The 25190-nt window shown below is 44.8% G+C and carries 32 protein-coding genes, 1 tRNA gene and 1 pseudogene; 23 read left to right on the top strand and 11 right to left on the bottom strand.

Features of this window, described 5'->3' with window-relative positions; genetic code table 11:
• Positions 1 to 21 precede the first annotated feature (21 nt).
• The gene (locus tag Q0R35_RS04230) at positions 22 to 747 is read left to right on the top strand and encodes a DUF2993 domain-containing protein (RefSeq protein ID WP_295614789.1); all 726 of its coding nucleotides are present in this window, start codon (positions 22 to 24) and stop codon (positions 745 to 747) included.
• Positions 748 to 901: 154 nt separating this feature from the next.
• Here Q0R35_RS04230 and Q0R35_RS04225 read toward each other — a convergent pair whose 3' ends face one another.
• Positions 902 to 1225: a hypothetical protein gene (locus Q0R35_RS04225; RefSeq protein ID WP_295614787.1), complete on the bottom strand. Its 324-nt coding sequence runs from the start codon at positions 1223 to 1225 to the stop codon at positions 902 to 904.
• A 100-nt stretch (positions 1226 to 1325) separates the two neighbouring features.
• Between Q0R35_RS04225 and Q0R35_RS04220 the strand changes: the two genes are divergently transcribed.
• The 3 genes from Q0R35_RS04220 (at position 1326) to prmC (ending at position 3257) form a co-directional block, all read left to right on the top strand.
• Positions 1326 to 1397: transfer RNA gene (locus Q0R35_RS04220), tRNA-Asn, on the top strand.
• Positions 1398 to 1490: 93 nt separating this feature from the next.
• Positions 1491 to 2357, top strand: a complete 867-nt coding sequence (locus tag Q0R35_RS04215) for a Tic22 family protein (protein WP_295614785.1) — start codon at positions 1491 to 1493, stop codon at positions 2355 to 2357.
• The gene (prmC, locus tag Q0R35_RS04210; RefSeq protein WP_295614783.1) at positions 2358 to 3257 is read left to right on the top strand and encodes a peptide chain release factor N(5)-glutamine methyltransferase; all 900 of its coding nucleotides are present in this window, start codon (positions 2358 to 2360) and stop codon (positions 3255 to 3257) included. It abuts the gene before it with no gap.
• Positions 3258 to 3330: 73 nt separating this feature from the next.
• On the opposite strand, the gene Q0R35_RS04205 is transcribed toward prmC, so the two are convergent.
• The gene (locus Q0R35_RS04205; protein WP_295614781.1) at positions 3331 to 4293 is read right to left on the bottom strand and encodes an orange carotenoid protein N-terminal domain-containing protein; all 963 of its coding nucleotides are present in this window, start codon (positions 4291 to 4293) and stop codon (positions 3331 to 3333) included.
• Positions 4294 to 4610: 317 nt separating this feature from the next.
• Here Q0R35_RS04205 and Q0R35_RS04200 point away from each other — a divergent pair, with 317 nt between their 5' ends.
• The 6 genes from Q0R35_RS04200 (at position 4611) to Q0R35_RS04175 (ending at position 8207) form a co-directional block, all read left to right on the top strand.
• Entirely contained in the window at positions 4611 to 5336 is a 726-nt protein-coding gene (locus tag Q0R35_RS04200; RefSeq protein ID WP_295614779.1) for a fatty acid desaturase, read from the top strand.
• A gap of 254 nt (positions 5337 to 5590) precedes the next feature.
• Positions 5591 to 5716 carry a hypothetical protein gene (locus Q0R35_RS04195; RefSeq protein WP_295614777.1) on the top strand — a complete coding sequence of 42 codons (126 nt, stop codon included), beginning with the start codon at positions 5591 to 5593 and terminating at the stop codon, positions 5714 to 5716.
• Positions 5717 to 5885: 169 nt separating this feature from the next.
• Positions 5886 to 6227: a 30S ribosomal protein S6 gene (gene rpsF / locus Q0R35_RS04190; RefSeq protein WP_295614775.1), complete on the top strand. Its 342-nt coding sequence runs from the start codon at positions 5886 to 5888 to the stop codon at positions 6225 to 6227.
• A 243-nt stretch (positions 6228 to 6470) separates the two neighbouring features.
• A complete protein-coding gene (locus Q0R35_RS04185; protein WP_295614773.1) occupies positions 6471 to 6935 on the top strand; it encodes a DUF4168 domain-containing protein in 465 nt (154 codons plus the stop codon).
• Between the two features lie 99 nt (positions 6936 to 7034).
• Positions 7035 to 7472 (top strand): urease accessory protein UreE, encoded by a 438-nt coding sequence (gene ureE / locus Q0R35_RS04180; protein ID WP_366944819.1) that lies wholly within the window; start codon positions 7035 to 7037, stop codon positions 7470 to 7472.
• A 39-nt stretch (positions 7473 to 7511) separates the two neighbouring features.
• Entirely contained in the window at positions 7512 to 8207 is a 696-nt protein-coding gene (locus tag Q0R35_RS04175; RefSeq protein ID WP_295614769.1) for an urease accessory protein UreF, read from the top strand.
• Between the two features lie 395 nt (positions 8208 to 8602).
• Here the strand turns inward: Q0R35_RS04175 and purU are convergent, their stop codons facing one another.
• Positions 8603 to 9460, bottom strand: a complete 858-nt coding sequence (purU, locus tag Q0R35_RS04170; RefSeq protein WP_295614767.1) for a formyltetrahydrofolate deformylase — start codon at positions 9458 to 9460, stop codon at positions 8603 to 8605.
• A 113-nt stretch (positions 9461 to 9573) separates the two neighbouring features.
• Between purU and Q0R35_RS04165 the strand changes: the two are divergent.
• A pseudogene (locus Q0R35_RS04165) lies at positions 9574 to 9711 on the top strand (arsenical resistance protein ArsH); the annotation flags it as partial.
• Here Q0R35_RS04165 and Q0R35_RS04160 read toward each other — a convergent pair.
• Positions 9701 to 10291: a 5-formyltetrahydrofolate cyclo-ligase gene (locus Q0R35_RS04160; protein WP_295614765.1), complete on the bottom strand. Its 591-nt coding sequence runs from the start codon at positions 10289 to 10291 to the stop codon at positions 9701 to 9703. The pseudogene Q0R35_RS04165 and the gene Q0R35_RS04160 overlap by 11 nt on opposite strands.
• A 284-nt stretch (positions 10292 to 10575) precedes the next feature.
• On the opposite strand from Q0R35_RS04160, the gene Q0R35_RS04155 reads away from it, so the two are divergent.
• The 4 genes from Q0R35_RS04155 (at position 10576) to grxD (ending at position 12721) form a co-directional block, all read left to right on the top strand.
• On the top strand, positions 10576 to 11313 hold the full coding sequence (locus Q0R35_RS04155) for a hypothetical protein (protein ID WP_295614763.1): 738 nt from the start codon (positions 10576 to 10578) through the stop codon (positions 11311 to 11313).
• Positions 11314 to 11544: 231 nt separating this feature from the next.
• On the top strand, positions 11545 to 11997 hold the full coding sequence (locus Q0R35_RS04150) for an NAD(P)H-quinone oxidoreductase subunit N (RefSeq protein ID WP_295614761.1): 453 nt from the start codon (positions 11545 to 11547) through the stop codon (positions 11995 to 11997).
• Positions 11998 to 12061: 64 nt separating this feature from the next.
• Positions 12062 to 12319, top strand: coding sequence for a BolA family protein (locus Q0R35_RS04145; protein ID WP_295614759.1), 258 nt, complete (start codon positions 12062 to 12064; stop codon positions 12317 to 12319).
• Positions 12320 to 12397: 78 nt separating this feature from the next.
• A complete protein-coding gene (gene grxD, locus Q0R35_RS04140; RefSeq protein WP_295614757.1) occupies positions 12398 to 12721 on the top strand; it encodes a Grx4 family monothiol glutaredoxin in 324 nt (107 codons plus the stop codon).
• Between the two features lie 101 nt (positions 12722 to 12822).
• On the opposite strand, the gene Q0R35_RS04135 is transcribed toward grxD, so the two are convergent.
• On the bottom strand, positions 12823 to 13071 hold the full coding sequence (locus Q0R35_RS04135) for a DUF6761 family protein (RefSeq protein ID WP_295614754.1): 249 nt from the start codon (positions 13069 to 13071) through the stop codon (positions 12823 to 12825).
• 320 nt (positions 13072 to 13391) lie between these two features.
• Here Q0R35_RS04135 and Q0R35_RS04130 point away from each other — a divergent pair, with 320 nt between their 5' ends.
• Both Q0R35_RS04130 and Q0R35_RS04125 read left to right on the top strand, forming a co-directional pair.
• Positions 13392 to 14153, top strand: a complete 762-nt coding sequence (locus tag Q0R35_RS04130; protein WP_295614752.1) for a response regulator transcription factor — start codon at positions 13392 to 13394, stop codon at positions 14151 to 14153.
• 81 nt (positions 14154 to 14234) lie between these two features.
• Positions 14235 to 14489 carry a hypothetical protein gene (locus Q0R35_RS04125; protein ID WP_295614750.1) on the top strand — a complete coding sequence of 85 codons (255 nt, stop codon included), beginning with the start codon at positions 14235 to 14237 and terminating at the stop codon, positions 14487 to 14489.
• Between the two features lie 78 nt (positions 14490 to 14567).
• On the opposite strand, the gene Q0R35_RS04120 is transcribed toward Q0R35_RS04125, so the two are convergent.
• Positions 14568 to 14693: a hypothetical protein gene (locus tag Q0R35_RS04120; RefSeq protein ID WP_295614748.1), complete on the bottom strand. Its 126-nt coding sequence runs from the start codon at positions 14691 to 14693 to the stop codon at positions 14568 to 14570.
• 239 nt (positions 14694 to 14932) lie between these two features.
• Here Q0R35_RS04120 and Q0R35_RS04115 point away from each other — a divergent pair, with 239 nt between their 5' ends.
• On the top strand, positions 14933 to 15568 hold the full coding sequence (locus Q0R35_RS04115) for a hypothetical protein (RefSeq protein ID WP_295614746.1): 636 nt from the start codon (positions 14933 to 14935) through the stop codon (positions 15566 to 15568).
• A gap of 339 nt (positions 15569 to 15907) precedes the next feature.
• Here Q0R35_RS04115 and Q0R35_RS04110 read toward each other — a convergent pair whose 3' ends face one another.
• The gene (locus Q0R35_RS04110) at positions 15908 to 16411 is read right to left on the bottom strand and encodes a pentapeptide repeat-containing protein (RefSeq protein ID WP_295614744.1); all 504 of its coding nucleotides are present in this window, start codon (positions 16409 to 16411) and stop codon (positions 15908 to 15910) included.
• A gap of 137 nt (positions 16412 to 16548) precedes the next feature.
• Between Q0R35_RS04110 and Q0R35_RS04105 the strand changes: the two genes are divergently transcribed.
• Complete coding sequence (locus Q0R35_RS04105) at positions 16549 to 17586, top strand: DUF4351 domain-containing protein (RefSeq protein ID WP_295614742.1); 1038 nt, start codon at positions 16549 to 16551, stop codon at positions 17584 to 17586.
• Positions 17587 to 17658: 72 nt separating this feature from the next.
• Here the strand turns inward: Q0R35_RS04105 and Q0R35_RS04100 are convergent, their stop codons facing one another.
• Positions 17659 to 18240 carry a phycobiliprotein lyase gene (locus Q0R35_RS04100; RefSeq protein ID WP_295614740.1) on the bottom strand — a complete coding sequence of 194 codons (582 nt, stop codon included), beginning with the start codon at positions 18238 to 18240 and terminating at the stop codon, positions 17659 to 17661.
• A 106-nt stretch (positions 18241 to 18346) separates the two neighbouring features.
• Here Q0R35_RS04100 and Q0R35_RS04095 point away from each other — a divergent pair, with 106 nt between their 5' ends.
• Positions 18347 to 19144, top strand: coding sequence for a pentapeptide repeat-containing protein (locus tag Q0R35_RS04095; protein WP_295614738.1), 798 nt, complete (start codon positions 18347 to 18349; stop codon positions 19142 to 19144).
• On the opposite strand, the gene Q0R35_RS04090 is transcribed toward Q0R35_RS04095, so the two are convergent.
• Genes Q0R35_RS04090 through Q0R35_RS04080 form a run of 3 tightly spaced genes read right to left on the bottom strand, consistent with a single transcriptional unit; the run spans position 19145 to position 20738 of the window.
• Complete coding sequence (locus Q0R35_RS04090; protein WP_295614736.1) at positions 19145 to 19852, bottom strand: molybdopterin-dependent oxidoreductase; 708 nt, start codon at positions 19850 to 19852, stop codon at positions 19145 to 19147. It lies immediately after the preceding gene.
• 49 nt (positions 19853 to 19901) lie between these two features.
• The gene (locus tag Q0R35_RS04085) at positions 19902 to 20495 is read right to left on the bottom strand and encodes a cytochrome b/b6 domain-containing protein (RefSeq protein WP_295614734.1); all 594 of its coding nucleotides are present in this window, start codon (positions 20493 to 20495) and stop codon (positions 19902 to 19904) included.
• Positions 20496 to 20543: 48 nt separating this feature from the next.
• Entirely contained in the window at positions 20544 to 20738 is a 195-nt protein-coding gene (locus Q0R35_RS04080) for a hypothetical protein (protein ID WP_295614732.1), read from the bottom strand.
• 217 nt (positions 20739 to 20955) lie between these two features.
• On the opposite strand from Q0R35_RS04080, the gene Q0R35_RS04075 reads away from it, so the two are divergent.
• The 3 genes from Q0R35_RS04075 (at position 20956) to Q0R35_RS04065 (ending at position 24907) form a co-directional block, all read left to right on the top strand.
• Complete coding sequence (locus Q0R35_RS04075) at positions 20956 to 23496, top strand: mannose-1-phosphate guanyltransferase (protein WP_295614831.1); 2541 nt, start codon at positions 20956 to 20958, stop codon at positions 23494 to 23496.
• Positions 23497 to 23727: 231 nt separating this feature from the next.
• Positions 23728 to 23988, top strand: a complete 261-nt coding sequence (locus Q0R35_RS04070; protein ID WP_295614730.1) for a hypothetical protein — start codon at positions 23728 to 23730, stop codon at positions 23986 to 23988.
• 52 nt (positions 23989 to 24040) lie between these two features.
• Positions 24041 to 24907: a TIGR02452 family protein gene (locus tag Q0R35_RS04065; protein WP_295614728.1), complete on the top strand. Its 867-nt coding sequence runs from the start codon at positions 24041 to 24043 to the stop codon at positions 24905 to 24907.
• Positions 24908 to 25190 lie beyond the last annotated feature (283 nt).

The raw sequence follows: 25190 nt of genomic DNA, 5'->3' as shown, positions 1-25190 counted from the left end.
ACTATTTACATGTAAACTCTTTTGCAGCAATATTACATGGAAAATGTAGCTCAATTGACAAATCAAACCAGAGGAATTGTGGGTTCGGTGCTATCCCCTGCTTGTCGGGTCTGGTTGCGATCGCAAGTATCGCACGTAGATGACCTCAGAGTAGACATTCAAGGCGGAAGTCGGCAAATTTTGGGTGGCACGATTCCCCAAGTGACGGTGGTCGCTGTCGGGGCGGTTTATCAAGGCTTATCATTAGGATCGATCGATCTGATCGCCCAAAATATTCAAATTAATTTACCCCAAGTCATCAAAGGTCAGCCATTACGGCTGTTAGAGCCAATTTCAGTCATCGCTGATGTCAAGTTTAGCGAACGAGATTTACAAGCTTCACTGGCTGCACCCCTGCTATCTCAAGCCATTAAAGATTTACTCTGTCAAATTCTCGCCAGCGATCCTCAACAGGCTAATTGGCACATCGATTGGCAAAATCTACACATTGCACCATCTACTTTAATTCTACAAGGAAATCTCACCGCTGACGATCGCACCGTCCCGATCGAGATCTCGATGGGGATCGATATTCACGATGGACATCTACTAATCCTCGATCCATTACAGATTAATTGCTCGATCGATCTTCCCGGTAGCAACATCAATAGCTATCAAATCGATCTCGGTACAGATGTCAATATTACTCAGCTTCAACTTGTTACAGGCATGTTACTTTGCCAGGGGTGTATTCAGGTTAATCCGTAGGGAGATGGGAGTAAGGAGTAAGGAGTAAGAAGTAAGAAGTAGTAAAAATCCACTCCCTGGAGGGGTGCCCATAGGGCTACTGGTCGGGTCACCCGCCCAATGGGGTGGGTAGATCTTCGCTAAAACCTAACACCCAACACCTAACACCTAACACCTAAAACCGCCGAGATGACTGGCGAGATCTCGATAAATATCTGGCAAAGCTGACTATCGATCCGATCGAACCAATCAGATCGAGGATGCGTAACTGTTGCTGATAGAGCTGGCGCACAGCGCGAATATTCTCACTGCTGGCGGCAATGTTCGCGCCTAGAGAAGATTCGAGCGCGTTTAGCTGTTCGCACGCACTCGTTTGGCGATCGCACCAACTCGTCAATGCGACTATTTGCTTGCGGAATTGGATCGTCCACAGCGTAACGACAAAAATGACAATCGCGATCGCGCAATTACAGAAAACCACCGTAGCGAACAAATTCATGAGTGTGTCAACTTATCGGGCGATAAATTTTCAAAAGGTACTTGCCAAGTTTCAATAGATGATGATATTATAGGTGAAGTGGATAAAAACACTATCCTAATCCTCGGTAGCTCAGTGGTAGAGCGATCGACTGTTAATCGATTGGTCGCAAGTTCGAGCCTTGCCCGGGGAGTACACCACAAATCTAAACATACAAGTAGAGGCAGATCGCTAAGATCGGTCTCTATTGTGTTTAGGTCAGATCGAGTGGAAACAATTCAGAAATATGACAGTCGATAGTTATTATCGATCGATCGTTCGTCTTAATTCTCATTCTGTTCCTTTCTACTTTACTATTCAATTTAGCCGCACGCTAGCTTACTACCCCATGTTTAAATCTTTGATGCTCTCGATTGCCATCTCCGTCGCGATGGTACCGCTAGTAACAATTGCGCCACCAGCGCAGGCTCTACCCCAAGCCCAAATCGTGGACAAACTGCAAAAAGTCCCCGTATTTGCCATCACCAATAACACCGGGAATTTTCTTCAGCAAAATGTGACGGCGGCTGGCAAGACTCGCGTAATTACACCAGTATTTATGGAGATTAAAGATGCCGTCAATTTTTTAACAAAGCTCAAGAAAGAACAACCCAAACAAAGTAAAGTCGCACAAGTTACAGTAGTGCCGTTGAGCGAGATCTACAAATTACAAGTAGATGCCCAAAAAAAATCTCAGAACGTCAGCTTTGTGTTTTTCCCCACTGAGCAACAGCTCAAAAATGCTCAACTCCTCAAAAAGCCTTATCAAGCTAACGCTCTTTACCCAGTACCATTATTCATGGTAGCGATCGAACAGCAGGGCAAGTATGTCACAGTTCAAGAAAATAATTTGACCCCGCTATTTTTTAGCAGAGAACAAGCACAACAATGGTTAGATCGCGTTAAAAAGAAAGATGCAAAATTAGTTGCCAAAGCCCAAATTAAAGTTAATTATCTGCACGTAGTAGTTGCCGATTTTCAGGGTAAAAATTACGCAGAGCAAAAGCAATTAGTACTAGTTCCATCTCCAGAGAGCGTCAATAGCGTCCGCAAAATTCAAGCAGCTCAACCCAAACCAAATCCAACATCGACAACCACCACACCCAAAAAATAGGTGAGATCGCAGCTAATTACCGGAAAAGAATTGTGGGCGTGGCGCAGATGGGCGCAAAATGCCGCCAAAGTTCATCATGTTGAAGAGCGCGAAATCGATTGGCTGCTGAGATCGGTTGCCGATCTCGATCGACTCACATTGCGACTAGAATCGATCGCAGATGATAAATCGATCGAAATGGCCATATCGCTCGATCGACTCTCAGCATTGTGGCTCGATCGAGTCGAGCGACGCAAGCCAGTTCAATATCTAGTCGGGAAGACATTTTGGCGAGATTTTGAACTAGTTGTTTCACCTGCGGTACTAATTCCCCGCCCCGAAACCGAATTGACGATCGATATCGTGTTAGCTGCTAGTAATAACATTCAACAGCAGGGCATTTGGGTAGATCTGGGTACGGGTAGCGGTGCAATTGCAATCGGGTTGGCAAAAACTTTCCCAGCGGCGGAAATTTACGCAGTAGACTGTAGTGTTGAAGCTCTAGAGATCGCCCAAATTAATGCTAATCGATTAGGTGTTGCCGAGCGAATTCAGTTTAGTCGCGGCAATTGGTGGTCGTCGCTCGGACATCTTCAGGGTAAAGTCGCCGGAATGCTCTCGAATCCCCCCTATATTCCTTCTCAAGAGGTGTTGTACTTGCAACCGGAAGTTGTAGAGCATGAGCCGCATCTAGCGTTAGATGGCGGTACAGACGGCTTAGATGCGATTCGATTACTGGTCGATACCGCACCGAATTATCTTCAGGCGGGTGGCATTTGGTTAATTGAAATGATGGCTGGACAAGGTACGAGCGTCGCAGATTTGTTAACCAAACAAGGCAGTTATGTAGATATTGAAATTATCGACGATCTCGCTGGACTCGATCGATTTGTATTAGCGAAATTGAGAGGAGCGAACTAGTGCTGTTCCAAACCCGACTTTTTAAAAAAAGTCGGGTTTGTGTGCTAACTAATATAGCGACTGCTGTCTAATCTTAAACGCGACGTAAGTTGAGTAACTCCTTAGGAGAAGCTAACAGATCGATCGCAACAAAGAAGATTTTACCTTGAGGATCGAGCAAGAACCGCCAAGCGATGTTCATACCAACACTGGCACCAAACCAAGGAGTTTGAACTTTACCAGTAACTTTAACTTGAGTGTAGCCATCATCGATCGATTCGACGACACCGCGTTCTGGTAACATTTTTAAACCCACGCACTCTTCCCGCATGTAGGTAAGAATCGCCGCAGGGCCGACAACGGGAGCTTGGAATGGAGGTTGGAGCGCGCCTTCTTGGACAAATAGATTAGATGCCGCCTGGAAGTCAAAGGCGTTCATGTTATCGATGTAGCTCAACACAGTATAGTTGTCTACACCTTCGATCGCAGCGCGCGAACGATCTGCAAAGGCACGAGGCGTAACTAAAGGTGCTTCGCGTTTGTCATAGTCTTGACCGCGTGCGGGGTCGAAACCCATGTTAACTACAGTATTCCGCAACACCGTAATTTGTTGACCAGCATCGAGTTGTTTGATGGTTTCGAGTAAAGCTGTTGCTTCTGGAGACGCAACATAACCAGCCGGAATCGGTGCCACCAAACCCTGTTTCATCATTTGTCCCAATTCATACCAGAAGCCAAGTTTGGTATTCATCCGAAATGCCGTAAAAGTCCGGCAGATTGGCGTATCGGTGTGCATGGCAAGGTCGGTCATTACTTGAGTCTGATCCACAGGCTGCATGGCTTTAATTTGGTCGAGCAGTGGTTGTGCTAGTGCCATACTTGCCGAACCTGTCGCCGCAGGCGTAATGGTAATTCCCATTTCAGTGTAAGCATACCAAAGTAAAGCTAACTGATCTTCAACACTGAGCTGGTCGAATGCAGCGGTAACCGCCGGAACTGCATCAGCAACTAATGTGTTGGAAAAGATGGATTGAGCGGACTTGAGTGTGATAGACATAAGTATTACGACCCCTTAGGTAATAAACAGTTAGTTCTCAGATTCCGTTTACAAAACTTTACTGTCTTGTTAGGATATTAAAACAATTGTTGCCTAAAAAGCAACTGCTGTGAGTGAAGATTGCTTGAGTTATAAGAATATTTATAGTTTTTTGTATTGAATAAGTCAGATTTATTACTAAAAGTATCCGATCGATAACCGATTGTCCAGGGGACAGGCTACCCTTCTCCCTGCGGAGACGCTACGCCAACAAGATATAGTAGCACTGGCGCAATTTATTAAAGTAAAGTAATTTTTAGTCCCTCAGCCCTAATTTGATGAGATCCAGATTCCGAGAATTTACGATCGGCTTGCCGTTACAGGTAGCCATAGCAATTATCGGAATGTGGACGATCGGTCTGTGGAACTGCTTACAAATTCAGATTGGAACTTTACACCCAATTTGGACAATTTGCCTGGTTGGGTGTCAAACTTGGCTATATACAGGATTATTTATTACCGCTCATGATGCCATGCATGGGAGTCTCCATTCATCACCACTTGTAAATCGGGCGATCGGGCAATTGTGTTTGTGGCTATATGCTGGATTTGACTATTCATTACTGGCAAGCAAACATCACCTGCACCATCAATATCCAGCTAGCGATCGCGATCCCGATTTTCATGATGGCGCTGCATCCCAGTTCTGGAGCTGGTATGGACACTTTGTTTGCGAACATCTCAGTTGGCGACAAGCGATAAATTTAGCCGCGATGTTGGGTGGTTACCTACTCATCGGCAATTGCTCGATCGTCAACTTAGGACTATTTTGGGCGATCCCCCCAATATTAAGTTCGCTTCAGCTCTTTTATTTTGGGACATTTTTACCCCACCGCGAACCACCAAATGGTTATGTCAACCCACATCGCGCCCACACGATCGCGCGATTGCGCTGGTGGTCGTTAATTAGCTGCTATCATTTTGGCTACCACAAGGAACATCACGAGTCGCCTCATCTTCCTTGGTGGCAATTGGAGCGGGAGGGAGTAAGAAGTAAGAAGTAAGAAGTAGGGAGTAAGAAACACAACCATCTCCCATCTCCCATCGGCTAGTGAGCGAAGCCGAACTACCCGTCTCCTTCACTATTTTTTAATAAACGGGGTACAATAGATTTGAACTAATCGATCGTGGTGGTGCTAGCACAAAAAATATTGGATAAAAGTGCTGGAAAACACTGCCGAACCTGAGTAGTAAATAGCAGAATTACATATATCAAGTAATTCATAACCAACTTCGACAGCCTTGAGCTGCATGAACTATGTTCGATCCTGTCTCCGCCGTTGAGATAGTCCGCGTTATCTCTAGTGCTTACCTGCTGTCTGCCTGTTTGTTATTGAGCTTTACTAGCGGTACTTGGTGGCTGATCTCATATCTAGAACATTAAAATACCCACTTATCCAAATGGTTGAGTCGATCCACTCCCCCAATATCTGTTTGTATTGCTAATTTAGTACATCCGTAGGTTCCCAATTGCTGATAAAATGGTAAATCCTTGCTTAGGTCATCACACTGGTGAATAGAGCCTAAGCCAATTTTGTCCATAAGGAGAATCTATGAGCGATAAATACGAAATTATGTACATCCTGCGTCCCGATCTATCGGACGAACAGGCTGGTGAATCGATCGAGAAATATCGGAGTATCATTGAAACCAATGGTGCTACCGACATTGAGATTCAACAACGCGGCAAGCGTCGTCTTGCATATCTAATTGGCAAACACCGCGATGGCATCTACGTTCAGGTCAACTATACTGGCTCTGGGAAAGAAATTGCACCTTTAGAACGAGCGATGCGTCTGAGTGAAGATGTCATCCGTTATCTGAGCCTCAAACTCGATCCGCCCAAGAAAGCTGCTAAAGCGGCGGCGGCGGCGGCGGCACTTGAAGCAGCGTAGTCTTTCGATCGTGCGATCTATAGTTTGAATGGGTGATAAAGTGCCCTCAAATAGGGTGGGGGTAATTTATGAATTACCCCCACCCTATTTTTCAGGAATTTTTAACAAACTACAGTATCATACGACCGAATACAGTTCGATCGCGCCAGTCAAAGACATTCAGGAACTTATCAACCATCGAACACTTCAATTAGAATGTAAATCAAACCAAAATTCGCTCGATTTGGTTTCACACCTGGTTATATGACAACTTCACACCTCCGCCGTCACTTTTACCGTTTATCTCGCCCGCTATTACTCGGAACTCTCGCTAGCTGCTTGGGCATATTAGGTGGAATTGTACCCGATCTGACCGCACCACAACCTAGTTTATTATTTAGTAGCTCGGCGCGAGCTGAAGAATTTAGCGATGCAGATCTCCGCAACTATGCGGCTGCACTGATGCAAATCGAGCCAGCTCGACAATCGGCACTGTCGCAAGTTAGTCGTGCTAACAATGGCAACTTACCAAATCTCGTTTGCAACCAGCCTAACACAATGGAAGGGTTGAATAGTGAAGCAAAATCCCTATTTGTCAGATACTGCAACCAATGTGAGAGCATCGCAGCTAGTCGGGGACTGAGTATCGACAGGTTTAATCAAATTACTCAAGCAGTACGCTCCAATCCTTCATTGCAAGTCAAGGTACGAGGTTACATGAATAATTAGTCAGTAGTGGCGATCGGCATCTGGGCGCGCGTAAAATAGCAATAGTCAGCTAGTGAGGTTAAATCTACCGTGTCGAACGAATCGTCATCCGCAACAGCTATCGTACTCGATCGCCGACTAGAGCGCGATCTCCTTCTTTCCGCACCTGCTCTAATCCTTTCCTTGACAGCAGAAGAACGTACCCGCAGCCGCTATCATTTTCTGACAGACGATGATACGGCGGTATTTTTACAACTACCGCGAGGAACTACGCTTCAGAATGGCGACTTACTAGCGGCGACAACAGATGAGATGTTCGTCAGAGTTGTTGCTAAACCAGAATTAGTGCTGACGATAACTAGCGATAATTCGCTCAATTTGCTACGTGCGGCTTACCATCTGGGCAATCGTCATGTCAGTTTAGAAATCGCGCCTACATATCTCCGGTTGAGTCCCGATCCGGTTTTGGAAGCGATGTTAGTACATTTGGGATTGCAATTAATTACCGAAGTCGCCCCATTTTGTCCTCAAGGTGGTGCTTACAGCCATCACCATTAAATCGGGATTTGAGAGCCAAATGTCGATATTCACACAAATATGCAGGATGTCAACTCACGATCGCACTTCCAGCAATTATCTCGATTATTACAGTTAGCTAGTCCACTATTACCCGTGGGCGGATATAGTTATTCTGAAGGACTAGAAACTCTAATTTTACAGGGCACGATTAGCGATCGATCTTCGCTCCAAACCTGGATTGAGTATGAATTACAGGCTGGAGCAATTCGGATCGAAGCCGCAGTGATGGATCGAGCCTATTTAGCGACAAGTCAAAACAATTTAACGCGACTAAAATACTGGGATCGGTGGTTGTCAGCGATGCGAGAAACTGAAGAATTACGCCATCAAAGTTGGCAGATGGGCGGTTCTTTGACTAAACTGGCGATCGAACTAACACCCGAAATTCAAGAGTTATTTAGCACGCTCGATCGTCCTTGTCATTATGCCATTGCTTTTGGCATTACCGCCCAATCTTGGCAAATCGATCGACATGCCACAATTTTAGCTTATCTCCAGTGTTGGGTAACCAGTCAGATCGGTGTGGGGATCAAATTAATTCCGCTCGGACAAACAGCGGGACAGCAGATGCTCTGGCAATTACTAGCACAGCTCGATCTCCTCGCTCAGACGATTCCAACCCTCGCCGATGACGATCTTTATGCCTGTACCTGGGGTTCGTCGCTGGCGAGTATGCAGCATGAAACCCTCTACAGCCGTCTGTTTAGAAGTTAGTCCATCATAAGCTTGCTAGCTGTACCATCCTGAATTTCCCGTTCTCTAATTTTGACCGATTGAAAATTGTTGATATTAATTCTCAATATGTATTGACATAGATTATCAATACGTATATAGTGGTTTACATCACCTAAATTCACCGATTGCCAGCAGTCATTCATCTACTTTAGCAATTTAGCCGCCCATCAGAGCTGAATGCACGAAAGATTTATTTGCAGCTTCTAGCCATTGGATTGGTGTTCTCCTCTCTAAAATTAAGGATCGGTCAATCGGATCGATGAGTATCGTCTCATCATCCGATTTTTTTTCGCTTGCCTTAATTGAGATTAAGTCTTAATTATCTAACAAGACAAACTGTCACTCCTTACTTCTTACTTCTTACTCCCATCTCCCTAATCAAACACCACAGTTTTATTCCCATATACCAAAACTCGATTTTGGAGATGATGACGTACCGCACGCGCTAGCACGACACGTTCGAGATCCTTGCCCTTGCGGATTAAATCGTCCACATCATCGCGATGGGTAACTCTGACCACATCCTGCTCGATAATCGGCCCAGCATCCAGCTCGGAAGTCACATAATGACCTGTTGCACCAATAATTTTCACCCCCCGTTCGTAAGCCTTTTGATAGGGATTGGCACCGACAAAAGCCGGGAGAAAAGAATGGTGAATATTAATAATATTGTAACCGGGGAATGCATCAATAAATTCGGGACTAATAATTTGCATGTATTTAGCTAAAATTACTAAATCGATCCGATATTCCTGAAGTAATTCTAGCTGCCGCTGTTGCTGTTCTGGTTTATTATCTTTAGTAATTGGTAGATAATGATAATCGATGCCAAATTGCTTGGCGATCGGTTCGAGATCGGGATGATTGCTAATAATTAACGGAATCTCTGCCAAAAATTCTCGCGATTGTTGTCGCCAAATTAAGTCTAGCAGACAGTGATTTTGGCGGCTGACCCAAATTGCCAGCCTGGGTACGGTATCTGAAAATCGAATTTGATAAGTACCATTTAACGGTTGGGCGATCGCGCTAAAAGCTGGCTCGATTAGTTCGCGGGGTAGATTAAATCCTTCGATCTGCCACTCGATTCGAGTTAAAAATAAACCTGCATTAAAATCAGTATGATGATCGGCGTGAATAATATTACCGCCATTACTATAAATAAAATTGGCAACTTTGGCAACCAATCCCCGCCGATCGGGACAAGAAAATAAGAGCGTGGCTGTTGGTTTCATCTGCTATTAGTCAATGTTTTAAAATATTTAAGAGTTAGTAATCTCTAGCTCGTCGATTTAATCGGTCGGTATAATGCTTTCACCATTTTCTATCGATCGGGCAACCTAAAACGACGATGAAGGATTCAGCTTATCGCGACCGAGTTGTCGATGTCATGGAAGAACTTTACAAATTTACTCTACTATTACGAGACAATGTGGACGATTTGACCGATCGCTATAGCGAACGTAAGGAAAGAGCTAATCAGTAACGCCTACTTGTAGTTCCGCTCTCATCAATCCCAATTCCGTACACACTGCATCTAGTGGTAAATCCCAAGGATCGATCGGGAGTGAATCGACATAGGCAAAATCAAAGACGATGCCAATTGTGGGAATCTTCCGCCAGCACGGATCGGCACGCAGTCGATCGTAATAACCGCCCCCATAGCCCAATCGATAACCACCACGATCGATCGCGACTGCTGGCACCAAGAGCAGATCGACGTTTTCGGCTAGAAGCTGTGGCAATGCCGGATCGGGTTCTAAAATGCCATAATTCCCGATCGCCAGCGGTTGTGTGGGTTGCCAGTGGTGCCAGTGTAGATCTTTACCAACGCATCTCGGTAGTCCCCATTGCTTGGTAGTATGGGCGAATAACCGATCGAGATTCGGCTCTTGGCGATTACTTTTATATGTTACAATTGTGTGTGCATTGATAAAGTCGTCGCAGTTTGCTAGTCGATCGCAGATCCGATCGCTTGAAGATTGCCACCAATCTGCCGATCTAGCTTGTCTCTGTGCCAGTAATTTGCGGCGTAAGGGCTGTTTTTGGCAATTAATACTCGTCATTGTCGATAAACTTACTACAATCCGCCAGATTGCTAGTGACGATCGACTAGATCTCTAGCTAAAATTTAATGGTATGGCGATCTATCTGCATCGCCAATCTTTTCAGCATCAATGTCAGTATCGCTCCTATAAAAGCTACTCAAAATAATATTTAAGCTATATTATTTTAATGCTATATCTAATTTACCACAAATCGGCGATTACCTCTCGGCGTGGCTCCGCCAAAAATTGAGTATTTTTTAAGTATTATATTTTTTTCGATCGTCAACATATCATTTAGCACCATGCCTATTAAAGCTCCTCAAGTCGAATCTTTAGCCCAGCACTTATCAAAAGTTTTAATGGAACGTCGCAAGTTAGCTAAATTAGAAGTAGACTTTATTCCGCAAAGTAGAACAAAGTGGGAAAAAATTCTCAACGATAGCACGACCGATCGAGGTAGTGCCGAGAATGCAATTAACGCCTGCTATCTATATGCTGGACTAGATCGAGCGCGAATTTTGTGGACTGAAAACCCGCTGACAGCGATGAAGACTTTAATCGATCGACCAGATTTAGTCGATGTCGGCAGTAAAATATTACACCAAATTTGCGACAGTTGCGATCGGCAAATCGAGCAGCAAATTGCACCTGAATTTATGCATGTTGTCAAAGCTTATGCTAACCCGCGCGCGCGAGTGGTGGGCGAAGAACAAAAAGTGGCATTCGATCTGTTAGGAGATTTTTTAAATCAGATCTCGATCTGCGAAATTCAGAAAAGTTATCCCCAACTCGATCCCACATCATTACCCGCGACTATTCAAGATTATCGAATTGCTTATTTAAGCTATTTTGATTACTTTCATCAAATCGGCATTGACATTCCCCAAATTCAGTTACTTGTCGATTTGGCGCGTTCTTGTGGCTATTGCTGGGCATTTGAAAATATTGCCATTTTGACTCCCAAACCATCGGCAATCGAGTTTAACGATAACGGCGAACTGATCGCTTTGGTTTACGATGGTATTAATATCCTCGACTAGATTATCGAGCCTAGATCGGGAAAGCAGATGGAGATCGATCGTTACTACAGCTCGACTTGTGGCATAATGGTGGATGAAAAAGTTACCGCTACCGTCACAGCGATTCTCTTTCATGAGAGGCTACGCCAACGAGTCTAAAAGAGTGTCACTTGCAGCGATGAATTAAAAGATTGCATCAAGTGAGGATTCGAGCTTCAGTAACTATCTAATCTGTCAACCAAGGATGTCGAAATGCCCCTACTTACGACTGGCAAGCCATTTATCCGCGATCTAGAACAATCTGGAGCATTGGGTGTCTACGCCCCTCTGGAAGGGGGCAACGAGGGTCGCTATTTGCGCCGACTGCGGGCAACTGGCTACGAAAGTATGACTCTTTCAGCTAGAGGTTTGGGCGATTTGAGTGCGTATCTAACAGGGGTACATGGCGTGCGTCCCCCTCACGTTGGCAAAAAAGAAATTCGCACCTATTTTATCCCGCCGATGCTAGAAACCCGGCTGGCGACCATGCCTGCTACTGCTAAAGGTTTGGTATTATGGCTGATCGACGGACAAGTACTATCCACTCAAGAATTGACCTATCTCTCTCAATTTTCGACGATCGATCCGCGTGTTAAAATTGTGGTTGAGTTAGGTGGCGATCGGCAATTTAGCTGGGTCAAGCTTACAGATTTACTCGCTGCCTAAGCTAGATTACTGTGGGATCCAGCTATAATCAAAATATCTCACAGCAACTAGATCGATTTTTAGCATGAGCGCAATTACTCCCAGTCAAGTTAAAGCCACGATCGAAGCAGGTATTCCCGATGCGATCGTCCAAATTACCGATTTGACAGGTGGCGGCGATCATTACCAAGCTGTGGTGGTTTCCGCTCAATTTGAAGGTAAATCCTCCGTTCAACAACACCAGTTAGTATACGGTACAGTGCGTGCAGAACTGGCAAGTGGAGCGATTCACGCTTTGGCACTCAAGACTTATACACCAGCAACATGGCAAGCTGAAAACTAATAGCTCGTTGCGGTTAGACGTTGCTTGGCAATAATTTCAAAGCTCTAATATATCCACTACTATTTAAAATATCTTCTGATGACGACACCTACAACCGCAAAAATCGACAAGCTCTTGGCAGATCACAAAATTATGGTGTTCATGAAAGGCAATAAATTAATGCCCCAATGTGGATTTTCCAACCAAGTAGTCCAAATTCTCAATATTCTGGGCGTACCTTACGAGACATTAGACGTTTTAGCAGATCCAGAAATTCGTCAAGGTATCAAAGAATATTCTAACTGGCCGACAATTCCCCAAGTATATATCGATGGTGAATTTGTAGGCGGTTCTGACGTACTAACCGAACTTTACCAGAAAGGCGAACTGCAACAAAAAGTTGAAGTAGCATTGGCTAGTTAAATTGTCGAGCTACACATTTTGAGTTTCAGATTAGCAGTTATCGACTAATATTTCAATCGGTCGATAACTGCAAAATCGAAATTCTAGAGTTACCAGACAATTTAGTAATAATCTAGCTCCCGTTGAAGTTCGACTCGCTCAAAGTTGGAAGGATCGGATACATATCGCATCGTTTCCTCCTCAAGTCGATTAATCTGATAAGCTTCTAACACACTGGTGTTACGCAGTGCAGATATATACCCATCAAGATACAAACGCAAGTCATCGAAGCGATATCCTCGATGCCACATTTCGACTAAGGCATCAGTAATTTTTTGGTAGTGCCCGATCGTTTCTATAGATTGCAGCATGGCTTAATCCCTCGACATACTAAATAGGATATATCAAAATCGTTCTACTGGGTATAAATCTAACTTATCGTCAATTACCGACAATTGGTGAGAGAGAGATCGCGACAATTAGGTAGGGATCGCCACAGCTTGAGTTAATTTTATCGCTGGTAGCCGATAACTACCTGTTAACTGAATCGAGCCGGAAAGAATCGAGGTTTGCTGCCAGCAGCAGATCGGATATAATCTGCCAAATTAATAATCAGATCGATAAAGATTAAATTTGTAATGCCGAACAGCTTAGAATTAAGATCGCTAATTACTTAGCGAATGTTCCAAGGTTGACAAATATTACCCTGGCAATCGTGCAGATTTATATTATCGAAGGCAATCACAACTTACGATCGCTCCTCGCTTGGCATCTTCAACAAGCTGGGTATCAGGTGCAGCAAATTGCCACCCTAGCTCAAGCTTACCAACATTGCGATCGCCAATTACCGACGCTAGCGATCGTCGATTCAGATTTTCCCGATGGTGAAGGCATCGAATTTTGCCAGTGGCTATACCCACAGGGGAATTCGCTGATATTAATGTTATCTGCACGCATTCGCGAGATCGATTTAGTTACCGCGCTGCAAACGGGAGTAGATGACTACCTCAAAAAACCATTTGGAATGCCAGAATTTTTGGCACGAGTGGCGGCTCTACTCCGCCGTAACCGCGTTGCAACCACCATTCCGATGGATATGACGTGTGGAGATTTACATATCGATTTGGTGCGACGGTGCGTATATCGTACCTGTGCGATATCACCAGTCGTAGATTCTCTTCATTCCCGCTCGGAGCTGACTGCTATAAGTGGGCACCAGCAACTACCACAAATGAGAATCGATCTTAGCCCCCAGGAGTTTAGCTTGCTAATCGTTTTGGCGCAAGCAAGTGGTCGATCCGTCCATCGCAGCGAACTACTCAAACGTGCCTGGGATATTGATATTGACAATCCGCGGACGGTAGATAGCCATGTCCTCGCACTCCGCAAAAAGCTGGGAGATCCAGATCCGATCGAGACGGTACGCGGTGTCGGTTATCGATTAAATTATTAGAATAGCGAGAAAAATGTTAAGATACCTACACAATTGTTGACGATCGCGAGACAATAGTCATAACACAAGTGGGTAATAAAAATGATTAGCCGTCAAGCCGTACTAGACTATCTCAATAAAAACCCCAACCATTCTGCTTGGCAGATGCGCCTGCATTTTTTACAAGCCAATCGTCAGCTCGATTGTCAGTCTTCGATTTCGATCGGTTCGATCGCTAACCAGCTCAATTATATCCTGCGCGACCTCGAAGCGATCGGCACCATCGCCCCAGATCGAAAACCTGAATGCCTCGATCTCGACAACTATCGTCACAATTATGTCACGAGTAAATTGTAGCAGTAGCAGAATCGAGGATACACGAACAAGCTCGCGATCGTTCAGTCAAACAGATCGAGCTTCAGGTATAGATACCGATTACTTTTTAGTAGTCCAGACATTACTAAACATCATTAGCATTGCGCCGAGCGTAATCGCGATCGCCAGTCCACCAACGATGGCATTTTGCATTGATTCATCAATAATTATCGACTGTAGATTCATAAAATAAAGTGTAAATTTAGACTGTTCGACTAAGTTACCAGATCGAGCTAACTGCCCAATCGCAGATATCACTACTTATCAGCACGACTGGCGATCGACAGCTTTCTAATTAATTATAATACTCTTGTCGATCCGATTGTTTTTGAGTGAATCTTCATAACTTGGCGACTGCTGGGTATACTCAGAGATAACGGAGCCTTGCGTTGGCATAGCCGAGCCGCCAGCGAGATCGATTAATTATGTCTTTACAGCACCTGCAACCATTTCAAGTAGATCCCAATCGAGTCGAGCGACAAGAGATCGATCGATTGGTCGCTACAATTAGTAGCAATAGTAAAATTGGCGAAATTCAAGGATTATTAAATCGCAACATTTCTTTGTGCGCTTATTTATTTAATGCCTATGTCGATTACGACGAAATCTATTTTCTGTCGAGTAATCTAATTGCTAACGAAGATAACCGCCCCGATTATATTTGCGGTTGTTTTAGTTATCGTGAAGGTATTAGTTGGCATATAATTATGTGCGCTGGCTCTCAGGAACAAACTTGGGATGACGAGTTGCAACTCACGCCAGCCGCTAAACTAGCCTTCGATAAATTACATTACTGCACTAATAATTTAGCACGGGTTTTAGTTGAAAATAATTTAATAGAGGAAGTAGATCCCGATAGTATTAATGGGTTATTAATTATCGGGCAAGATCGAGAATTTTTTAATAATCGCAAAAAACAAGAACGCAAGCGCGATATCAACCAGAATTCACTAGTCAAACTCAGAACTTATGGTGCTTTCTTGCGAAAATTCAATAAGCATCACAAGCAAAGTTGGCTAAATACGCCAGTTGCCGACTTAATCGGGAAATTGAGGAAATAGATGGGAGATGGGAGATGGGAGTAGGGAGTAAGAAGTAAGAAGTAAGGAGTAAGAAGATTTGTAGGTTGGGTAGAGTGACTTGTACTGAGCGTAGTCGAAGTAAGCGAAACCCAACACCACCAATATTAAATGCTCTAAGATCTTCTCGATCTCGCAGCGTGCTGGAGGTAATTGGGAAGATGTAAAGATCTTCGATAATTTTAACCGATCGTTCCGTTAATGCTGGGGTTGTTGGGTTGTTTCGTCCCGAAAGACTACGCCAACGCAGGCTTCAACCCAACCTACAGGCTACTACTTACCAACGCGTCACTATTAGCAGATGAAAATTTTGCAGTCAATTCAATCTTGGATACCATTTGTAACAATCTCTCCATTGGGCAAACAGACTTCAGTCAGATAACACCCAAGAAGTTCATTGATATTGACAGTAGCATCCCTAAAATTACATCTTGTGAAAGATACTTCACAGAGTTCAGCCCCACTGAAATTAACGCTATTGAGACAGGAATCATCCATTCCCGATTCAGCCAAGATGGCATTCTCGAAGTTAGATCCTGTCAAGCAGGATCTTCTAACAGTAGCACCTTGCAAGACTGCCTCACTCAAATTACCCCCACTCAAATCAACATCCTCAAGGATAGTATCAGTCATACAAGCACTAGTGAGATTAGCTTCCCTCAAATCAACACGGAACAGTCGAGCATCAGACAAATTGGCTCCAGAGAGAATGATTCCTCTCAAACTAGCGTACTGAAGTTCAACCCATCGCAAATCCAACTTACTAAAATCTCTCTCCCCAGCACCGTAACGAGCCAACAACTCTTCTCTGGTAATCTCAGCCATACCAATACTTCCTTACTAACTAGCATCTATTCTACCGCCCGATCGATCTGGCACACCAACACCCCTATCCACAATGGATTGGACAATTATTAACGCCATTTCTGGAAACGGGAGTGTTACGATCTAGCTAAAAATCATTGTCAACACAGACAAGAGTGCCCGAACAACTCCTTTACCCAATGACCGCTCAACCCCACCAGCCGCATGATAAATTTGTCAAAGCAATATTCCCACTCCTCTTCCCTACCCAAATCGCCGCAACCCAACGCCCAGTTCGACTTAAAGAAGAACTCTTCATCGACATCTTTTACAAAAGTTTAACCGACCCCAATCCCCTCAACCCTCAGCAGGAACAACTGCTAGGCATGTTAGGACGAATGATGAAAATTCATCCCACCATCATTGTCGAACACTACAGCCAATATCTCAAACCCGAATACATCGATAGTTGCACCCTTCGTAAACAAGTTTATTGGTATAGTGAAAACGATACCCGGATCGATCGCTCTAGCGACTTGCGGCTGGATAAAAGCACCGCAAACAAACCGACTCCGCTCTCCCCAGACATGCCCTTTACCTGGATCTTGACAGCAAAATGTGGTGACAACTTACTACTCCGTACCCGTGCCGAACCCGATCCCATTTTTGGCAAACATGTCTACAGACTAGATCCGCAAACAGGAATTGGAATTGTCGTCCTCGAAAAGCTCGCCTACTCAGAAGATACAATGTTGCTCAAGCTGTTGAGTAATAATCCCGACACCGTATTAAGAGCCTATCGCGACATCGATCGGTTGTATCCCGACCTACCGTTAGCCAATGATATAATTGGAGCATGTAACGAATATTGCATCCACATTCAAGGACTCACAACAACCGCATCGATCGATCCACAAGAGGTAAGTACCATGAGCATTTTGCAACAAGAACCTGCTTATCAAAAGCGTGTCAAAGAACTTCAAGCCGAAGGCGAAGCTAGAGGTAAAGCCGAAGGCAAACTGGAAACAGCAAAAAAACTCTTATCGGCTAGATTTGGCAAGGTTTCTCCAGAAATCGAAGCCAAATTGACGAGCATGACGGCAGACGATTTGGATGATTTGCTGATTAGATCGTTGGATTGGAGTACTTCAAATTCTCTATTTGAATATCTAGGCATTCCTACCTCACCAAATTAATACTACCAACCCAATACAGCCGAAGTCATTCAATTGAGCGATTGAGATGTTCCACCGCTTATCCACTATTCCCTAAACTCTAGCTGAATTACGATCGATCATGGCATTTAGAGTAGTATCCTCGATACATCTTCGCTCCGAGCAGTAGGTTGTCAAATTTACGCCATTCATCATTCTGACGCTACTTACCCGCACCCGAAAATCGTCGGTAATAAACCAGCATCGCTCTTGTCCTTGATTGTTATCATATTCCGTCTCGATCGTTAAAATCCCATCTCGACCAAACCAATACCTAGAAATTACGGGAATTTTTTCGACATAACCACGATCGCGAATTAGCTTACCAGATAGTCTACTCTCATCATCGGGGACATCGATCAGCACCGCACCATAATCGGCATTTGGCGGCTCTTCATCGAGATTGGCTTGCCACATAAATAGTCCGCCACCCATAGCCTGAGCGGGATCGATCGATTGCTGCTCGCAAATTGCGGCAACTTTAGCATCTGTTTGCTCGATAACACGCACGATCAAATTTGATTCTCCCGATTCATCCTCAACCAAATCGAAATGATGAACCGCGCGGAGGGTAAGCCAGGTTCCTGCGCTTTTGCGAAAGAAGTCCATCATCGTCATGGGGGGAACTAGAGACATGGGGGAATTAGTGGATAGTTTTGTTGGTTTCTATTTGTACCGATCGATTGCCTAAACCGACCGTTACACTATAAAGTTGACTAATAACGAGTTATTTAAAGCAACCTTGAACGATTCTGCGATCGCTACTTCCAAAATTTTAGCAACTATTGATGCTGGTCGATCGATCGCCCAGTTAGATCTGTATCGATTTAATTTTAGCAGCATCGATTTACCAGGTGCTAAACTGAGCGGATTAAATGCGATCGGGGCAAATTTTCGGGGAGCTAATCTCAGCGGAGCCGATTTGAGCGGAGCTGACTTGCGAGGAGTCGATCTCAGCGATGCCAACTTGAGTAATGCGAACTTAGAAAAAGCTTATCTCAATCGATCGCAACTTTACAATACCAATTTGACTGGTGCAAATTTAACTGGAGTTAAATTACAAGTCGCTAGATACGACGATCGTACCACTTGGAGTGAAGGATTTGCTTATAAATCTTCAGGTGCGATCGGCCCTGGAGCGATCCTTAATGGTGCTTACCTCAATACTGCTAATCTCCGCAATGCCGATCTCAGTGGCGCGAATCTGCTCGGAAGTTATCTCAGCGGAGCCGATTTGACAGGAGCCAATCTTCAAAATGCCAAGTTGAGTGGTGCAACGCTCCAGAGAGCGTATCTGACAGGTGCTTCGTTGCGAAATGCGCGCTTGAATGGTGTAGATTTGCAAGGTGTCGATTTGCGCGCCGCCGACTTGAGTGGCGTAGAAATGGAACATTTGACTAGTATTGCTGGTGCAGATTTTAGCCGCGTGCAGGGACTGGGCGACGCGCTCAGAGGAACATTATTAGGGCGTTCGGCAGCAGAATTAGATGTTTGGAATGCTTTTACGCGCCGCACTACCAGACAAAGTTTAACACTCTAATTAAAGCCCGCCAAACCATTCATAACCTTGGTCTTCCCAGTAGCCTCGTTTTATCGGCAACTGATTCATTAGCGTCACCCTAGTTACCCATTTACTTTGCTTGTAGCCCAGCTTAATTGGTGCAGCAAGGCGCAATGGTGCCCCATTATCGACGGGAAGCGGTTGTCCATTTTTTTGATAGGCTAACAGCGTTTGTGGGTGGATTGCTGAGGGTAAATCCCAACTATTATAGTAACCATCACCCGATTCAAAATAAACATAACGAGCCGTGTTTTTTGGCTGCGCTAACGCGATTAAATCTTTTAGTCTTGCTCCTCCCCATTGGACGATTGCCGCCCAACCTTCGACACAGACATGCTGAATTACCATCGTTTGGAGTGGTAACTTGTAAATGTCGTTCATACTTAATTGCAGGGGCTGGTTGACTGCTCCATCGATAATTAGCTTAAAAGTAGTCGGATCGATTTGGGGGACATCGGTAAAACTATTAATTATTAATGCATTAGGATCTATCGAACTAATAGGATATTCGCGTGCTAAAGCTTGCGGTTTGAGTAGTAATTCTTCGACTCGTTGATTGAGCGGATCGATCGCATTACCTACAGCCGTAGAGTATTCGTTTAATCCACAGCTATCGAGTAATAAACCCATACCTGCGAAACCAGATAGTTGGAATAATTGCCGCCGACTTAGAGACTGAGGATGCATACAAATTAGGAATTAAAGTTTTGATTATTGCCCCTACTTTAATATTCACTCAGACAAACATCGATCTCCAGAGCCTTAGTCCGCCGACTTTTAAACCCATGAACATGTGTAAAACCGTAAATACTAAAGAGATCGGCACTGTCATAAAATGGATTATGCGGAGTGTTTTCCAATTGCCAAATAAACTCATCAACCAAGCTAATTGAACGGGCTTATACATTGCTAATCCACTTGCGATCGCCAGAATTAAAATGGGAATAATACCAGTATAAATTAGCCGATGCCAAGCATAAGCCTTACGCTTATGGTTTTGTCCGACTTTGATAGCTTGCAGATCGCTGCTGGCAACAAAACGGCGTTGCCACCGCTTAGTTAAAAAGATGTAGATACCATAAATTAATAAATTAAATGAAAATACCCACATGATGGCAAAGTGCCAATCTCTACCACCCGCCAGCCAGCCACCCAGAGTCATAAAATCGGGAAACTGCCACCCTTCTTTATCACCAAATACGGGCGTAGCATTATAAATTTGGAGTCCGCTACCAATCATCAAGAATAGACTGATAATGATGATACCGTGAAATAACTTGATGATAATTTTTTGGTGTGGAATCGGTGGTATTTTTTTGGGTGTTGCCATAACAATCAACTCGGTAAACTTATTCGCATTCCAAGAGCCAGATCGGACTCAATCGCCGCCCTTTAATGCTCTATTAAAGTTCTGCCGATAGGAAGCATTGACAATGTAGCAAACTGGCCATAATAGAGCTAGCACGATCTTGGTGGGGAGGGTACGTTGATAATTGGTACGGTTGAAGTTGCGCGAAAATCTCCAGACACCGTATCCGTAAGCTCCCACTAAACCGACGACAACGAATTGCATAAATCTTTATTTATTTTCTCAATGATGACGAGTTTGACAGAATGGATCGCAAAATTGCACTATGGTATCAATCTACATTCTATTCTAGTCTGATTCCATAAATCCTGAATTGGGCTGAATATATTAACCTATGCGATCGCCTGGTGCCAGCTTCTAAAAATCGATTGACAATAAAGATATATTGGGTGAGACTATCCCCTCGAAAAACGATATGCAACTGCGCGCAGTATTGATGGCTGGAGGTTCTGGAACGCGGTTGAGACCTTTAACCTGCGAACTACCCAAACCGATGGTACCAGCGATCGATCGTCCGATCGCCGAGCATATTATTAATTTGCTCAAACGCCACCACATTACCGAAATTATCATCACCTTGCATTATCTCCCAGAGGTAATTCAAAATTATTTTGGCGATGGTAGCGATTTTGGTGTCAAAATTCATTATGCGATCGAAGCCGAGCGAGCATTGGGTACGGCTGGCTGCGTCAAAAATGTCGAAGAAATTCTAGGCGGGACATTTTTAGTAATTAGTGGGGATAGTCTCACCGATATCGATCTTACGGGTGCGATCGAATTCCATCGTCAAAAAGGTGCTAAGGCGACTATTATTTTAACTCAGATTCCCTACCCGATTGATTTCGGGGTGGTAATCATCGATGAAAATCAACGGATTCGTCGCTTTTTAGAGAAACCCTCCGCCAGTGAAGTATTTTCTGATGCGGTAAATACAGGGATTTATATTCTCGAACCAGAAGTCTTAGACTATCTCCATCCCGATACCGAAGCCGACTTTTCGCAAGATTTATTCCCCCAGCTCCTAGCGCATGATATCCCGATGTATGGCTACGTCGCCAGCGGTTATTGGTGCGATATCGGACAACTCGATACCTATCGGGAAGCCCAATACGACGCGCTGCGCGGCAAAGTCCAGCTCGACTGGCCATTTCCCGAAGCTAGCCCCGGAATTTGGATTGGGGCGAATACCTACATCGATCCGAGTGCCCAAATTGAGGCTCCAGCGGTAATTGGCGCAAATTGTAAAATTGGCGCGCGGGTAAAAATTTCTGCCGAGACGATTGTCGGTGATAATGTGGCGATCGGAGCTAATGCTAATCTCAAACGTCCGATTATTGGCAGTGGCTCGATTATCGGCGAGGATGCCCAGCTTCGGGCTTGCGTGCTAGCGCGCGGGGTGAGGATCGGTCGCGGTGCCCAAGTGCTAGAAGGAGCCGTTTTGGGGGCACTCTCGAACGTGGGTGAAGAAGCGCAGATCAATCCGAATGTGCGAGTATGGCCGAATAAAGAAATCGAACCTTTGGCCGTGCTAAATCTGAATCTAATCTGGGGGCAAATCGCCCACCGCAACTTATTTGCCCAGCGTGGCGTGCAGGGCTTGGCAAATATCGATATTACTCCCGAATTTGCCGTTAAATTGGGTGCCGCTTACGGTTCCACCCTTAAAATAGGCACCCAAGTCACAGTTTCTCGCGATCAACGAAATGTATCGCGGATGGTGTCGCGATCTCTAATTGCGGGATTAATGTCAGTAGGTATTAATATCCAAGATCTTGAAGCCACCGCCATCCCCGTCGCTCGGAAAATTATTTATGCCTTGCGCCAACGTCAAGATGAAGTCACAGTCATCGGCGGCATTCACGTCAGATTGCATCCCGATCGCATGGATTCAATTTTAATCGAATTCTTCGACGATCGCGGCATTAATATCTCCACCACCCAAGAGAAAAAAATCGAATCAGCCTACTTCAAAGAAGATCTCCGCCGCGCGCGGATTCCCGAAATCGGCGATGTCAATCGTTTTTCCCAAGGCATGGAAATCTATAAATCCGCCTTCCAAAAGCAACTTAATATCGATGCGATCCGTCATGCTAGCTTTAAAGTAGTCGTCGATTACGTCTACGCCGTCTCTGGCGCAATTCTCCCCGTACTCCTCTCAAAATTCGGCTGCGACGCAGTAGTACTCAACGCCAGCCTTAGCCAGATCTCCCTCACCGCCAACGAGCGGGAAGTCCTATTAAACCAACTCGGACATGTCGTCGTCGCCCTCAAAGGCTCCTTCGGCGTGCAAGTCTCCGCCCACGGCGAACAACTGATCCTCGTCGATGAAGAAGGCGCACCAATTCGCGGCGATATGCTCACCGCCCTAATGGTGCAAATCGTCCTCACCGCCTACCCCGGCGGTACCGTAGTCGTTCCCGTCCAAGTTTCCAGCGCAATCGAACAAATTGTCCGCCGTCATGGGGGCAAAGTCAAGCGCACCAAAGCCAGCCCCACAGCATTAATGGAAGCTTGCCAACAGTTACCAAACGTCGTCCTCGGCGGGAGCGGCGAAATGGGCTTTATCTTCCCCGAATTTCATCCCGGCTTCGATGCCATGTTTTGCATCGCCAAACTAATCGAAATGCTCACCCGCCAAGAACGTTCCCTCAGCAGCCTCCGCGCCGAGCTACCGCGCGTCTTTTATCGCAGCCACTCAATTCGGTGCCCCTGGACGGCTAAAGGTGGCTTAATGCGGCATATTCTCGAAACCCATCAACCAGAATATTTAGATACCGAAGATGGGGTTAAAATTATCAATTATCAAGACGATCGCTGGATCTTAATTCTCCCCGATGCTGGCGAACCTTTGGTACATATTTATGTCAATGGTAACGATCGCAATTGGGTCGATGAAACGATGCGCGAATATCGCCAACTAGTGCAAGATTTCATCGAACAATATCGCCAGACTAGTGATTAGGTTTTAGGTTTTAGATTTTAGATTTTAGTAAATTGTAGGTTGGATTGTAATTCGACTACACTTCGGCTGTCGCACGGTACGAGTCGCTCATCAACCAGAATGAAACCCAACATTAAACCAATACCGATAATTGTGGGATCGTTGGGTTTCGCTCTGCTCTACCCAACCTACGATCTACTCTACCATTATGTTAAAATCGTATACAGATTAACTGCTGTAGGAACTAGATCTATGTCGATTGTCGTCACTCTAAGTCCAGAATTAGAAGAACAGTTACGAGAAAAAGCGGTACGTCAGGGACAAGATATTAATCTGGTTGCAACCGAGCTTTTGGCGAGTATTCTTGAATGGGAAACACAAGATTCAGCGGCAGCGATAGCAGGTATTCAGCAGGGATTAGATGAGTTCGTATCTAGTGTTCGGATTCTTCATATTCGCCACTCTTCACAACAAGCAATTGGAGAAGAGCCAAAAGAACCAAATGCAATCTAACAATACTTAGCTGTTTCGATCGATATCGAGCTGTCTAGCTCACGCTCTATGAATGAATCGAATTATGTCACTCAAAAATACTGCTAAGGAAACATTAGATATTCTCAAAATAGGGAAATATATCGATCGGGCTGGAAAAACAATTGAGTTTTTAGCCGCACAACAGAGTGCAGTCAAAAACACAGTTTTATACACCCCGCAACAGTCGTATGCATTATTAGAACAGCCCGCTGCTAGTACATCCAAGCAGCAACCCCAGATTGAAGTGACAACCGAAACAACCCAAGTAGCCGCCAATCGACTCGTGCGTGCTGAGGGGTGTAGAGATTTGGTATTATTAAGCTTCGCATCAGCCCGAAATCCGGGTGGTGGCTTTATTAATGGTGCCAAAGCTCAGGAAGAAGATTTGGCGCGTTGTTCGGGCATCTACCCGTGTCTGTTGACTCAACCCACTTACTACGATGTCAACCGTGCGGGTGAATCGTTGCTGTATAGCGATTATACTATCTATTCTCCGAATGTCCCGTGGTTTCGCGTCCGCAATCGGGAGTTGTCAGATAATGTATTTCTAGCATCGGTAATTACCGCACCCGCACCCAACGCGGGACAAGCTTTACGTCGAGATCCTGAATGTAGTGCGGCGATTGCAGCCACACTCGAACGACGTGCGGGGATTGTTTTAGCCATCGCACGCGATAATGGACATCGATCGATATTACTCGGAGCTTGGGGTTGTGGGGTATTTTGTAACGATCCTGGTATGGTAGCCGATGCCTTCGGGCGGTGGCTGGAACATCCCAGTTTTTGGGGTTGTTTCGATAGAGTGATATTTGCGATTTATACTTCTAGTGCTAATTCAGGTACGCTGACGGCATTTCAACAGCGGTTTCGATCGAACATTAGCTTGGATGAGATTTAGAGAGACTAAAACAAATTCAAGATTTTATCCCCACAAAGACTACCAAAGACTCAATTTCTTCAAGAAGTTGGGTCTTTCTTTTAATGTCTTAGCTTCAAGCGATTTAATTATACATGTCAGTGGCTCAGTACGTAAGGATGATTTACACCCAAAGCTTTCTAATAGTAATAATTAATCACCAAAACCTACTGAGAGAAAGCGAAAAATGATTACGAATGCACTTTGACTTAATCTAACCGTCAGTTCTGGATGATGCTTATCATTAAGTGAAAAAGAAGCCCCA

Origin of the sequence: Chamaesiphon sp. GL140_3_metabinner_50, from assembly GCF_025361915.1 — a bacterium.
Lineage (GTDB): Bacteria > Cyanobacteriota > Cyanobacteriia > Cyanobacteriales > Chamaesiphonaceae > Chamaesiphon.
The sequence above is the reverse complement of the archived record's forward strand: the minus strand, read 5'-3'. Positions and strand labels throughout refer to the sequence as shown.